Below are 13,769 nucleotides of genomic sequence, written 5' to 3' on the forward strand. Positions count from 1 at the left end.
GATTTGCAAACAATCTCTGCGGCCCAAAAGGTCGCGTGCGGAGGGGACGTCATGAGTTTGACGCCAATTGTCATCGAGCAAACGAGTCGTGGTGAGCGGTCTTACGACATCTATTCTCGCCTGTTAAAAGACCGAATCATCATTCTCGGCACGCCTATCGATGACTATGTTGCGAACTCGGTAGTTGCTCAATTGTTGTTCTTGGCAGCGGATGACCCGGAACGGGATATTCAGCTATATATCAACAGCCCTGGCGGATCTGTGACAGCTGGGTTTGCCATTTACGACACGATGCAACACATCAAGCCCGACGTGTCCACCATGTGCATTGGCATGGCGGCGAGCATGGGCGCATTTCTGTTGGCTGCTGGCGCAAAGGGCAAACGCTACGCGCTGCCGAACAGCGAAATCATGATTCACCAGCCGCTGGGCGGAGTGCAAGGGCAGGCATCCGACATTAAAATCCACGCAGATTGGATTTTAAAGACGAAGGAAAAACTAAACCGAATCCTGTCTGAAAGGACCGGGCAACCGTTGGAAAAAATTGAACGGGATACTGACCGGGACAACTTCCTCTCTGCCGAAGAAGCGAAGGCATACGGTTTGATTGACGATGTGATTGTGGGAACCGGCGCGTAACACCTTGTCCGGACCTCTACAGTGGCGTTCATCGGCGCGTAACGCGTACAGATCTATGAACGTCCTTTATAAAGGGAGGGAACGCAATGTTCAAGTTCAATGACGAGAAAGGTCAGCTGAAGTGTTCCTTCTGCGGGAAAACGCAGGAACAGGTGCGCAAGCTGGTTGCCGGACCAGGTGTATACATTTGTGATGAGTGCATCGAGTTGTGTAACGAAATCGTGGAGGAACAACTTGGCGAAGAAGAGGAATTCGACCTGAAAGAGGTTCCGAAACCGACAGAGATCAAGTCCATTCTTGACCAGTATGTGATTGGTCAGGAGGCTGCAAAGAAGTCTCTGTCCGTTGCGGTCTACAACCACTACAAGCGGATCAACAGCCGTTCGTCCAAAGGTGACGACGTCGAGTTGTCGAAGAGCAACATTCTGTTGATTGGGCCAACCGGTAGCGGTAAGACGTTGCTTGCGCAAACCTTGGCGAGGATTCTCAACGTACCGTTTGCGATTGCGGATGCGACCTCTCTCACGGAAGCTGGGTACGTGGGTGAAGATGTTGAGAACATCCTCCTGAAGCTCATTCAAGCGGCTGACTACGATGTGGAAAAGGCTGAGCGAGGCATTATCTACATCGATGAGATTGATAAAATTGCCCGTAAGTCGGAAAACCCTTCCATCACTCGGGACGTTTCTGGCGAAGGCGTTCAGCAGGCACTGTTGAAGATTCTGGAGGGAACTGTGGCCAGCGTGCCTCCGCAAGGTGGGCGAAAGCATCCGCACCAGGAGTTCATCCAGATTGACACGACGAATATTTTGTTCATCTGCGGTGGTGCCTTTGACGGCATTGAGCCGATTATCAAGCGTCGCCTGGGACGCAAAGTCATTGGATTCGGTGCCGCTGGGAACACCACGGAAGCCGCTTCAAACAATGTTCTGCAGCACGTGCTTCCGGAAGACCTCTTGAAGTTTGGGTTGATTCCAGAGTTCGTCGGACGTCTACCGGTTGTAACGACGCTGGAGATGTTGGATGAATCCGCGTTGAAGAGAATTTTGACTGAGCCGAAGAACGCTTTAGTCAAACAGTTCCAGAAGTTGCTGGAGATGGACGACGTCGTGCTCGAGTTCCACGAAGACGCGTTAGCTTATATCGCGAAAGAAGCGATTAAGCGCGGTACCGGCGCACGTGGACTCAGGGCGATTATCGAATCCATCATGCTGGACGTGATGTATGAATTGCCGTCGCGAGACGACGTCAAGAAGTGCATCATTACCAAGGAGTCTGCCGCCCGTGAACAAGGACCCATTTTGCTCGGCAAGGACGGTAAGGCCACAAAGATTATGATTAAGTCCGAAGAAACTGCATAAGACAGGAATGGCAAGCGCCTGTCCGGGACACCCGGGCAGGCGCTTTTTGTTTATGGTCCCACTTCCGGGGCAATACTATCAGGTATCTGATAGCGAAAACAGGGAGGGGTTTATCGTGAGCGCTACCATTTTGGCTGTCATTCAGGTGTTCTTTGCTGTGGTGATTGGCCTATATTTCTGGAATTTGCTCAAAACGCAAAACAGCAACCGCAACGCGATAGAACGTGAGTCTCGCAAGGAATTAGACAAGCTGCGGAAAATGCGCGCTGTGTCACTCAGTGAGCCGCTGTCCGAAAGGACTCGGCCGGCAACCATGAAGGATATCGTCGGACAAAAGGATGGACTCAAGGCGTTGCGTGCGGCACTGTGCGGCCCGAATCCTCAGCACGTGTTAATTTACGGCCCCCCTGGTGTGGGCAAGACGGCGGCGGCGCGCGTTGTTCTCGAAGAAGCGAAAAAGAGCCTAGGTTCTCCGTTCGGATCTGATGCAAAATTTGTAGAAATCGACGCAACCACGGCGCGCTTTGATGAGCGCGGCATCGCGGACCCGCTGATTGGTTCTGTGCACGACCCGATTTACCAAGGCGCAGGTGCGATGGGCATGGCCGGCATTCCACAACCCAAAGCCGGCGCCGTGACCAAGGCGCACGGCGGCATGTTGTTTATCGACGAGATTGGAGAACTCCATCCGATTCAGATGAATAAATTGCTGAAAGTTCTGGAGGATCGTAAAGTTTTTCTGGAAAGTGCGTACTACAGCAGTGAAGACAGTTCGATTCCCCCTCACGTTCACGACATCTTCCAGAACGGATTGCCCGCCGACTTCCGACTCGTCGGAGCAACCACCCGGTCGCCAGAAGACATTCCACCAGCCATTCGGTCGCGCTGTCTCGAGATTTTCTTCCGTCCATTGACGAAGGAAGAGATTGCAGAGGTCGTCCGCAAAGCAACTGACAAGGTTTGCATGACCATGTCCGATAACGCCGTGGAAGAGATTGCGAAGTACGCCACCAATGGACGGGAAGCAGTGAACATTGTACAAATCGCAGGTGGCCTGGCCCTGACGGAACAGCGCAATTGCATCAAGCTGGAAGACGTCCAGTGGGTGATTCAGTTTAGCCAGTTGAATCCTCGCCCGGATCACAAGATTCACGCGCAGTCGCAGGTCGGTGTGGTCAACGGTCTCGCGGTATACGGCCCAAGCCTCGGCGTGCTGCTTGAGATTGAGGTGACGGCGACACCCGCGGCCCGGAAGGGAAAGGGAAACGTGTGTATGACCGGATTGGTGGAAGAGGAAACCCTCAGTTCCGGCGCAAGGAGCATTCGGAGAAAGTCGATGGCGCGTGGTTCGCTCGACAACGTGTTGACCGCTCTTCACCGATTTGCCGGGGTGAACGCAGCGGACTACGACTTGCACATCAACTTCCCTGGGGGAATGCCGGTCGATGGTCCAAGCGCGGGGATTGCCATGGCGACAGCGATATACTCTGCTGTGACCGGGCGGCCTGTTCAGAACACGGTGGCCATGACAGGGGAGATTTCCATCCACGGTTACGTGCGGCCGGTCGGTGGCGTTCCTGCAAAAATTGACGCTGCAAAGCAAGCGGGCGCTTCCGCCGTGATTATCCCCAAAGAGAACTGGCAAGAGACATTTCTGCAGTACGAAGGGACGAAGATCATCCCGGTGGAACGTATCGAAGACGTCCTGCGACTTGCGCTGGTTGGTGGACTGGATGAAAGCCACAGTTTTGATTCTTCTATCCCCGCTGCACACACGTCCGTGAATGCCATCGTTCCCTCGGCACAGTAGCCTCTTCGGGTATCACGCCCTGATGATCCATCAGGGCGTGAAAGCTGTGCATGGGTTGCCCAATTAGACTTTGCCACTGCATTTTTGTACAATTAAGGCCAATTCGAAACCGTCCTTGCACAGCCGACGGAGGTAGTGTATCAATGAATTCGCGATACCATGTTGTTTCAGGGTAGACTCGGGGGTGGAAAACATGGTTGCTGAAAAGACGATAGACGTATTTCCACTGTTGCCGCTACGCGGACTGCTGGTCTATCCGGCGATGGTTTTACATTTTGATGTCGGGCGTGACAAGTCCATCAAAGCATTGGAAAAGGCAATGGTGGGTGAACACTTGATATTGTTGACCTCTCAGGAGGATGGACAAATTGACGAGCCGACCCCGGATGACTTATATTCCGTGGGCACGATTGCTCGAGTGAAACAAATGATGAAGCTGCCGAATGGCACGATTCGCGTCCTCGTTGAAGGGGTTGAACGCGCAAAGATTGAAGAGTTCACTCGGGTGGACGAGTGGTTTGAGGTTCGTGTGCGTCGGCATGCGGATGATTCAAACAGCGACAGGAGTCCTGAACTTCAGGCGATGATGCGCTCGCTGTTGCAGCAATTTGAGCAATACGTGAAGTTGTCCAAAAAAGTCGACCAGGAAACCTATGCTTCGGTGATAGACATCGAGCATCCAGGGCGTTTGGCGGACGCGATTGCCGCACATTTGCCCTTAAAGATTCGCGATAAACAGGAAATCCTGGAATCGTTCGACGTCCGTGAGCGCCTGGAAAAGGTCCTCCAAGTGCTGTCGGATGAACGAGAAGTCCTCGAACTGGAGAAGAAGATTCACCAACGCGTGCGCAAGCAAATGGAGCGGACGCAGAAAGAGTACTACCTGCGTGAGCAAATGAAAGCCATTCAGAAAGAGCTCGGCGAGCGCGAAGGGCGTGCAGGTGAAGTCGAGGAATTGCGCGCAGCCATGCAGGAGAAGAACTTGCCGCCACAAGTGGTCGAGCGCCTGGAAAAGGAACTCGACAGACTGGAGCGGATCCCTCCTTCTTCGGCCGAAGGCACTGTCGCGCGCACATACATCGACTGGTTACTTGCACTGCCATGGCTGGATGCTGCGTCGTCCAAGGTTGACCTGAAGAAAGCCGAGCGTATTTTGCAAGAGGAGCATTACGGACTGGAAAAGGTCAAAGAGCGTATTCTCGAGTTTCTAGCGGTGCAGAAACTGGTGGAACGGCAAGCAGGCCCGATTATTTGCTTGGCTGGCCCGCCCGGTGTGGGCAAGACCTCTTTGGCGAGGTCCATTGCCTCGTCTTTGAATCGGCCGTTTGTGCGGGTCTCTCTGGGTGGTGTCCGGGATGAGGCGGAGATTCGCGGCCATCGACGTACGTATATCGGGGCGCTACCTGGTCGCATTATTCAGGGCATCAAGCAGACCGGAAAGCGGAACCCCGTGTTCCTGCTGGACGAGATAGACAAGATGGCGAGCGACTTCAGGGGGGACCCAGCATCCGCCATGTTGGAAGTGCTCGACCCTGAGCAGAACCACGCGTTCTCCGACCATTACATAGAAATTCCGTTTGACTTGTCCGACGTGTTGTTCATCACGACGGCGAACAACGTGTACCAAATTCCGGGCCCGTTGCGGGACAGAATGGAAGTCATTCAACTCTCGGGCTATACCGAGTTGGAAAAACTTCAGATTGTGAAACACCACCTGTTGCCAAAGCAAAAGAAGCAACACGGATTGTCCGGCGACAAGCTGAGGATTTCGGACGAGGTGCTCATGCAGCTCATCCGCGATTACACGCGGGAGGCCGGCGTCCGCCAACTGGACCGACTCGTGGCCGCCGTTTGCCGAAAAGTTGCGCGCCTCGTCGCAGAAGGCGAGAAGCGCAGAGTCACCGTGAATGCACAGCTCCTGGTCGAGTTCCTCGGTCCTGCCCTGTACCGCCATGGTGTGATGGAAGAGGAGGATCAGGTGGGCGTTGTGACGGGGCTGGCCTGGACCCAGGTTGGTGGCGACACGTTAACCATCGAGGTTTCGGTCGTACCGGGCAAGGGGAAGGTGATGATTACGGGCCAATTGGGCGATGTGATGCGTGAAAGTGCCCAGACAGCGCTATCGTACGTGCGGTCTCGTGCACAATCCCTCGGTATCCCCACGGACTTCGCGGAGAAGGTTGACATTCACGTTCACGTCCCTGAGGGGGCCATTCCGAAGGACGGACCTTCGGCAGGCATCACCATGGCCACCGCCATTGCCTCTGCATTGAGTCACCGTCCTGTCAATCGGCGGGTCGCGATGACGGGGGAAATCACGTTGCGTGGGCGCGTGTTGCCAATTGGCGGATTGAAGGAGAAGAGCTTGGCAGCACACCGTGCAGGAATTGACACCATCCTATTTCCGGAAGGGAATCAGAAGGACTTGCGAGATATCCCGGATTCGGTCAAGTCTGCCGTGAAGTTTTTACCGGTCAAGCACATGGACGAAGTATTAGCACACGCGTTGCTACCCAAGGTCGATGACGAAGAACCGGGGTTGTCCCCGCTGTTCGGGTCACTTCCCAACCTCACCGAGGGGTTTGGAGAAGAGGGGGCTCATCAGTGAAACTGAGAAGTGCCACGTTCGAAATCAGCGCCGTCAAACCGGCGCAGTGGCCGACGGATGGACTTCCAGAATTTGCGTTTGTCGGGCGAAGCAACGTGGGCAAGTCGTCCTTGCTGAACCGGTTACTTGGGCGGAAATCCTTGGCCCGGGTTTCCGCCAAGCCAGGAAAGACACAGCAGATCAATTTCTACCGGATCAACGACGAGTTCCGGTTTGTGGATTTGCCGGGATACGGCTACGCGCAAGTCAGTAAGCAGGAACGGGCGCTCTTTGTCCGGTTGATGGAGACGTATTTGACCCATCGAGACTCTTTGCGCCGCGTGATTCACCTCATTGACATCCGTCACGAACCGACGAAGCAAGACATCGAAGCGCACCGGTGGTTGCTCACCCTTGGCGTGCCTGTGTGCGTCGTTGCAACAAAACTGGACAAGATCTCAAAATCCGCTGTGAACCCTTCGTTGGCCACCATCCGGAAAGTCCTGCGGACACCGTACCCAGTCATTGCCGTTTCCTCAGAAAAAAATGTCGGGTTGGACGCGCTGTGGGACATCCTATCTGGCGATTTGGCTACGTTGTCAACCACGGAAGACGGGGAGGCGCACGGTGGTGGGGGCAAACAACAGGCTGAGGAGGTCACGGATAGCTCTCGCGGGTGGAATGAGTGACAGCGTGTCCTGGCAGCCACCAGCCAACCCCACAATTGTCGATGTACCGACACAACTCGAGTGCTATAATGACGAAGAGATTGTGTGACAAGGTATCATATAGTAACGCACTTGGTTCAAAGTATGAAGGCGGTCCAATTTCCGAAAAGGAGGTGGCCCATCTTGCATATCATGGTTGTCGGATTGAATCACAAGACAGCGCCCGTGGAACTCCGGGAGCGAGTCAGCATCTCCGATGTGGAATTGGACGACATCCTGAATCAATTTCGACAGACGAGAACAGTCCTCGAAATTGTTGTACTGTCCACTTGCAATCGCACCGAGTTGTATGCCGTGGTGAACTCCTCGCGAGCCGGAGAAGATTTCTTGGTGCGCTTTCTTTCAGACCGGTGCCACACCGCGCCGGATGGATTGAAACCGCACTTGTACGTGAAATACGGACATTCAGCTGTGACACATTTAATGAAAGTGGCGTCCGGTCTGGACTCTATGGTCATTGGCGAGACGCAGATTCTCGGCCAAGTACGCAATGCGTTCCTGACCGCGTCGGACGCCGGCGCGACGGGTGCATTGTTGAATCAGTTGTTCCGTAAAGCCATACATGTTGGAAAGCGCGCCCAAACCGAAACCACCATCGGACAGAGCGCAGTATCGGTTAGCTATGCCGCTGTCCAGCTCGCCAAGAAAGTGTTTGGCGACCTCCGAGGACACCGTGTGCTCGTGGTTGGCGCCGGAAAGATGAGCCGACTGACGGCGCAACATCTGTCTTCTGCGGGGATTGAACAAATCTACATTGCAAACCGCACGTATGAAAAGGCGGAAGACCTTGCCGAGGAGTTCGGTGGGGTTGCGATTTCCTGGGACAACCTGTCGGATGCGCTGGCGGAAGCGGATATCGTGATTTCCTCCACAGGGTCTAAGGGCTACGTTTTATCGGAAGCCGTTGTGAGTGAGGCGGTCAAACGGCGTCACCATAAGCCGTTCATGTTGATAGATATTGCGGTCCCGAGGGATATCGAGCCGTCGGTGAGCGGTTTGCGCAATGTGTACCTGTACGACATCGACGACCTGGAAGGGGTCGTTGCTGCCAACTTGGCAGAGCGGCAACGGCAGGCGGAGGTCGTCGAACGCATGATTGCGACCGCCCTGCAGGAGTACTCCGAGTGGCTGTCCGAACAGGAAGTGGTGCCGCTGATTGCCGCGGTCCGAGCGAAGGGCACCGCGATTCAATCGTCCGTGATGGAGAGCCTCAAGCGCAAGTTGCCCGACTTGACGGAACGCGAATTAGAGTTGATTCACAAGCACACCATGAGCATTGTCAATCAACTCCTGCGTGATCCCGTGCAAAACATGAAGGAATTGGCCATCGCGTCGGGGGGCACGGAACACGTGCGCGTATTTGCACAATTGTTCGGCCTCACTGATGAAGATTTGCGGAAACACAGCAAAGAGAGCTGGCTCTTCGCCGGCGCCCTGGAAAACGAGGGCGAGGCGAAGGGGTTCACGGATCTGGTCAAACAGTGGCGGAATCAGCTGCTGCGTGAACCGTCAGCACAGTCCAAAGTCACGCTGCACCCTGTCCTCCGCTAGGGGTTGTGGACATGCTGAGCAGTCGATTGGTCATTGACATTTCCGTGCTGTGCTACGCAGCCAGCCTTGTGCTGCTGTTTGTTGACGCGATTCAACCGCGCCGTGCTGTCAATCGGACGGCGCTTGTTTTATTGTTTCTTGTGTTTGTGGCAGAGACATTTGTCCTGCTCCATCGCTTGCAGACTTCCGGCGCGGTGCCCGTATATACCTCGTTTGACGTCATGTTGCTCTTGTCGTGGCTCATCCTGTTGGTCGCTGTGGTTGTGAACACGTTTTTTCGCATTGACTTGGTACTGTTTTTTGCCAACGCATTGGGGTTTGCCATCGTCGTGTTTGATGCGTTTGCCCATGTTGGACGGGTCGTGTATACAGCTCGGCAGGGAGACGTGCTCGTTTTGCACATCACTTGTGCCATCCTGAGCTACGCCGCGTTTTCGTTTGCGTTCGTCTTTTCTATCATGTACCTTGTGCAGGACAAGTTTTTGCGAGAGAAACGGTGGAACCGCATGTACCTGCGACTTCCGTCCCTGGAGCGATTGGATACCTATGCGTTCCGGTCCATCCTCGTGGGCTTTCCGTTTTTGCTCATCGCGATGATCCTCGGCGCGATTTGGGGCAAGCTTACGCTGGGACGGTTCCTTTTCATGGACCCCAAGCCATTGGCAACGACCTTACTGTGGATGATGTACGGCGTCTACCTGATTTTGCGATTGCGATCCGGTTGGGGCACCTCGAAGCTGATCTGGTACAACGTCATCTGCTTCACTGGCGTCATTGTGAACTTCGTTGTCATTGGCAGCTTCTCGCTGTTTCACCACACTCTATGACTGAAGTGCGGGAGGGTTTCCCATGCAGACATTGCGCGTGGCATCGCGAAGAAGTGCGCTCGCGATGACGCAAACTCAGTGGGTGGTTACACAACTGGAATCCCGTTATCCAGGTCTGCGCGTTGACATTGTGCCTGTGGTGACGAAGGGTGACAGGATATTGGACGTGAGCCTGTCCAAAGTCGGTGGAAAAGGCTTATTTGTCTCGGAAATTGAAGCCTGTCTCCTGTCCGGGGACGCGGATTTCGCGGTTCACAGTTTGAAAGACGTCCCCGCTGACCTGGCGGAAGGACTCGCCTTGACAGCGATTCCAGAGAGAGAAGATCCGCGGGATGCGCTCATTACGAAGACAGGGTGTAGCCTCGACGCGTTGCCGGACGGCGCTGTGATTGGCACTTCCAGCCTCCGTAGAGTCGCACAACTGCAAGCGTACCGACCGGATCTGCGGTTTGTCCCGATACGCGGCAACATCGACACTCGGCTCCGAAAGCTGGAGGAAGAGGAGTTAGACGCCATTGTACTCGCAGCTGCGGGGTTGCACCGAATGGGATGGACCGACAAGATTACGGAATACCTGCCGCCACATGTTTGCTTACCGGCGGTGGGCCAGGGCATTCTGGGGATTGAAAGTCGCAGCGCCGACCAGCGCGTCAATGACATCCTGAGCTCGCTACACAACGGAGCCACCGCCGCAGTCGCTCAAGCAGAGCGCACCTTGTTGCAGGCGTTGAACGGAGGCTGCCAAGTGCCGATTGCAGGCTATGCAGAGCGTGACGACAGCGGACAAGTTTGGCTGCGCGGATTGGTAGCCAGCCCTGACGGGCGCACGGTGCTCCGTGCGGAAGTGCGAGATCAAGCGCCCGACCGTGCGGGACTGGAGGTCGCAGAGAGACTTCGAGCGCAGGGTGCGGACCAGCTCCTTGAGGCGACGGCAGCCGTATCCACTGCTGAGTAGGGGATGGCGTGAATGGATGCTCACGTTGCGAAACAGGATGTAACGTTGTTGGTCACGCGGCCACATGGGCCGTCTGAACGCCTGTGCGCAGCGGCGCAGCGGTTTGGTATGCGCGTGGAATCCGTTCCATTGCTGGAGATCCAATACAGAGTCCAAGACGGGGACTTCAACTTGGTTGAACACCTTGGCGAGTTTGACCTAGTGGTGGCGACCTCCGCCAACGGGTTGCGCGGGTTGGAACGTGCCGCGGCCCAAGCCGGGTGCCGCCTCGCGGACGCCGCTCCCCCATGCGTCACGGTGGGCGCTGCCACCGCGAACGTCGCCACTCGTTTGGGATTACACGCGACCTACCCCGAAGGCGGAAAAACAGCCCAAGACCTGGCTGCGTGGATCTCCGCGCAGTATCCACCTGGGCTGAACATCGCGTGGCCGTGTGGTCTACTGGCGGATAGAACGTTCGCTCACATGTTGACGGCGCAAGGCTTCCGGGTCCGACCGTGGGTCTGTTACGAGACGGTCGTGAAAGACGTTCCACCGACGCGGTGGAGAGAGGTACTTGCAGGCGGTGGCGTTCATGTGTTGATGCTATATAGCCCTTCCGCTGTCCAGGCCTTGGCACGTCATCTGGACGTGGTGAGACATCTGGCTGCAGACATCCGGTACGCGGTGGTGGGGCCGACGACGGCACAGGCGCTGCGACATCAGGGACTGACCGCCTGGTGCGTGGCTTCCAAGCCGTCTGACGAGAGGTTTGTGGAATCGATTGCGCGGACACTGTGCATCGAAGCGGGTCATCTAGAGTGAGGCCCGAAACATAGAAACAGGGGTGTTGATGTATGAATTCCTTTGTGAGACACCGTACATTGCGGAGCTCAGAAGGACTCCGCTCATTAGTCCGTGAACACGCGTGGAGCGTCAAGGATTTAGTCTTGCCGCTGTTTGTCCAGGAAGGGCTGAAGGGCAAAGAAGAGATCTCTGCGATGCCGGGCATCTATCATTTTGGGCTCGATGAATTTCGCCGCGAGATTCATGAGATCTCGCAATTGGGTATTCCTGGAATACTGCTCTTTGGTATCCCTGGACACAAGGATGATCAGTGCACGAGCGCTTACGACGAAAACGGCATTGTCCAACAAGCGATTCGGGTTGCAAAACAGGAGAACCCAGATCTTGTCGTGATGACGGACGTCTGCCTGTGTCAATACAACCCCACGGGACACTGCGGCATTGTGCGGGACGGCAAAATTGTCAACGATGAGAGCTTGACCCTGATTGCAAAGACCGCGCTTTCGCACGCATTGGCCGGCGCTGACGTGGTCGCACCTTCAGACATGATGGACGGACGCATCGCTGCCATCCGTTCCGCTTTGGAAGAGCATCAATTGCACGACGTGGCCATTCTCTCCTACGCCGTCAAGTACGCGTCGGCGTTTTACGGGCCGTTCCGCGAGGCCGCGCACTCCGCACCTGCGTTCGGGGATAGGCGGACGTATCAAATGGACCCTGCCAACAGTCGGGAGGCGTTGCGGGAAGCGATGTCGGACGTCGAGGAAGGCGCGGACATGCTGATGGTGAAACCTGCCCTGTCGTACATGGACGTCACGCGGACCATCCGGGATTCGTTCGACTTGCCTGTTGCCACGTACAACGTGAGCGCAGAGTACAGTATGGTCAAGGCGGCCGCACAGCGCGGCTGGATTGACGAGCGCGCCATCGTGTCGGAAATGCTGGTTTCCTTCAAGCGGGCCGGAGCGGACTTTATTATCACATATCATGCGAAAGATGCGGCCGTTTGGTGGAAACAACAAGGGTAAGCATTCGGCTGGATGAGTGAATCACGGATGGACGAGGGGTGACAGCATGCGGAGTAAGTCTGAGGCAGCTTTTGAGTCGGCAAAGGCCGTGATGCCAGGTGGTGTAAACAGCCCTGTGCGGGCCTACCGCGCGGTGGGCGGGACACCATTTTTTGCCGACAAGGGTGAAGGACCGTATTTGTGGGACATCGACGGCAATCGTTACGTGGACTACCTGTTGTCGTGGGGCCCACTGATTTGGGGCCATGCGCATCCGGAGATTGTCAAGGCGGTCACGGAGGCGGCGGTCAAAGGTACCAGTTTTGGCGTGCCCACCGAATTAGAGACCCGCATGGCGCGGCTGGTGGTTGACATTGTGCCGTCAGTGGACGTGGTGCGCATGGTCAACAGTGGAACCGAGGCCACCATGAGTGCACTGCGCCTCGCTCGCGCCTTTACAAAGAGGCCCTGTATCGTAAAGTTCGAAGGGTGTTATCACGGGCACGCGGACAGCCTGTTGGTGAAAGCCGGTTCTGGCGTCGCCACGTTCGGTCTGCCGGACAGTCCCGGCGTGACTCCTCAGACAGCCGAAGGCACGTTGACCGTGCCCTACAACGACATTCCGGCGATTGAGGCGCTGTTCGAACAACGTGGGGAGCAGATTGCTGCCGTCATTGTGGAACCCGTGGCAGGCAACATGGGTTGCATTCGGCCAAAAGACGGTTTCCTTCAGAAACTGCGCGCATTGACCCAGGAGTACGGTGCGTTGCTCATCTTTGACGAAGTGATGACTGGATTCCGAGTGGCGCTCGGTGGTGCGCAAGCCCGTTTTGGCATTCAGCCCGATTTAACCACCATGGGCAAAGTGATTGGTGCGGGACTGCCTGTCGGAGCGTACGGAGGTCGCAGAGACATCATGGCGATGGTGGCGCCAGAGGGGCCGGTCTATCAGGCGGGTACGCTCTCTGGCAATCCACTCGCGATGGCGGCCGGCGTGGTTGCCCTGGAGATGCTGAAGAACGCTGCAGCGGGCGGACTGTACGACCGGATGCAGGATTACGGGCAAAAACTCGTAGAAACCTTCGTTGCCGAGGGAAAGCGGCGCGGTATTCCGGTTTCAGGTCACGCCATCGGCGGTATGTTCGGCTTGTTTTTCCGCGATGCTTCTCCGGAAAATTATGAGCAAGCCAGCCAGTGTGATAAAGAGCGGTATGCTCAATTTTTCCACGCGATGTTGAACAACGGCGTGTCGTTCGCGCCATCTCAGTTGGAGTCAGGGTTCTTGTCTGCCGTACACGGAGAAACGGAGTTGAATCTGACCCAAGAAGCGATGGTGAGCGCGTTTCGCCAGGTTGGATGACGGAATGAGAACGCGAATCGCCATCCCGCGGGTTGGCGACCATTAACATATCGTATGGACCTCACAAACAGCTCCGAAAGGGGCTGTTTGTGCGTGGACACCGGGCACTACGGTGGCATGGATGGGCACGACATAAAGGCTCGCCCGAGGGCATACAG

The 13,769-nt window shown here is 55.8% G+C and carries 11 protein-coding genes; all 11 read left to right on the plus strand.

Annotation, left to right across the window (positions count from 1 at the left end):
• The first annotated feature begins 51 nt into the window (after window positions 1-51).
• The 11 genes from clpP (at window position 52) to hemL (ending at window position 13,611) form a co-directional block, all read left to right on the plus strand.
• Entirely contained in the window at window positions 52-639 is a 588-nt protein-coding gene (gene clpP / locus YWK_RS0104250) for an ATP-dependent Clp endopeptidase proteolytic subunit ClpP (RefSeq protein WP_026963817.1), read from the plus strand.
• A gap of 86 nt (window positions 640-725) precedes the next feature.
• Window positions 726-2,000, plus strand: coding sequence for an ATP-dependent protease ATP-binding subunit ClpX (gene clpX / locus YWK_RS0104255; RefSeq protein WP_026963818.1), 1,275 nt, complete (start codon window positions 726-728; stop codon window positions 1,998-2,000).
• Window positions 2,001-2,115: 115 nt separating this feature from the next.
• Entirely contained in the window at window positions 2,116-3,810 is a 1,695-nt protein-coding gene (gene lonB, locus YWK_RS0104260; RefSeq protein ID WP_026963819.1) for an ATP-dependent protease LonB, read from the plus strand.
• Between the two features lie 193 nt (window positions 3,811-4,003).
• Complete coding sequence (gene lon, locus YWK_RS18290; RefSeq protein WP_035465974.1) at window positions 4,004-6,418, plus strand: endopeptidase La; 2,415 nt, start codon at window positions 4,004-4,006, stop codon at window positions 6,416-6,418.
• Window positions 6,415-7,086: a ribosome biogenesis GTP-binding protein YihA/YsxC gene (gene yihA, locus YWK_RS0104270; RefSeq protein ID WP_026963820.1), complete on the plus strand. Its 672-nt coding sequence runs from the start codon at window positions 6,415-6,417 to the stop codon at window positions 7,084-7,086. The genes lon and yihA overlap by 4 nt, the downstream gene beginning before the upstream one ends.
• Before the next feature lie 171 nt (window positions 7,087-7,257).
• A complete protein-coding gene (hemA, locus tag YWK_RS18295; RefSeq protein ID WP_084453491.1) occupies window positions 7,258-8,676 on the plus strand; it encodes a glutamyl-tRNA reductase in 1,419 nt (472 codons plus the stop codon).
• Window positions 8,677-8,687: 11 nt separating this feature from the next.
• The gene (locus YWK_RS0104280) at window positions 8,688-9,503 is read left to right on the plus strand and encodes a cytochrome C assembly family protein (protein ID WP_026963821.1); all 816 of its coding nucleotides are present in this window, start codon (window positions 8,688-8,690) and stop codon (window positions 9,501-9,503) included.
• 22 nt (window positions 9,504-9,525) lie between these two features.
• A complete protein-coding gene (gene hemC, locus YWK_RS0104285) occupies window positions 9,526-10,458 on the plus strand; it encodes a hydroxymethylbilane synthase (RefSeq protein WP_026963822.1) in 933 nt (310 codons plus the stop codon).
• 12 nt (window positions 10,459-10,470) lie between these two features.
• A complete protein-coding gene (locus YWK_RS0104290; protein WP_026963823.1) occupies window positions 10,471-11,262 on the plus strand; it encodes a uroporphyrinogen-III synthase in 792 nt (263 codons plus the stop codon).
• Window positions 11,263-11,294: 32 nt separating this feature from the next.
• Entirely contained in the window at window positions 11,295-12,272 is a 978-nt protein-coding gene (gene hemB, locus YWK_RS0104295) for a porphobilinogen synthase (protein WP_026963824.1), read from the plus strand.
• 46 nt (window positions 12,273-12,318) lie between these two features.
• A complete protein-coding gene (hemL, locus tag YWK_RS0104300; RefSeq protein WP_026963825.1) occupies window positions 12,319-13,611 on the plus strand; it encodes a glutamate-1-semialdehyde 2,1-aminomutase in 1,293 nt (430 codons plus the stop codon).
• Window positions 13,612-13,769: the final 158 nt, after the last annotated feature.

Origin of the sequence: Alicyclobacillus pomorum DSM 14955 (assembly GCF_000472905.1) — a bacterium.
Taxonomy (GTDB): Bacteria; Bacillota; Bacilli; order Alicyclobacillales; family Alicyclobacillaceae; genus Alicyclobacillus_A; species Alicyclobacillus_A pomorum.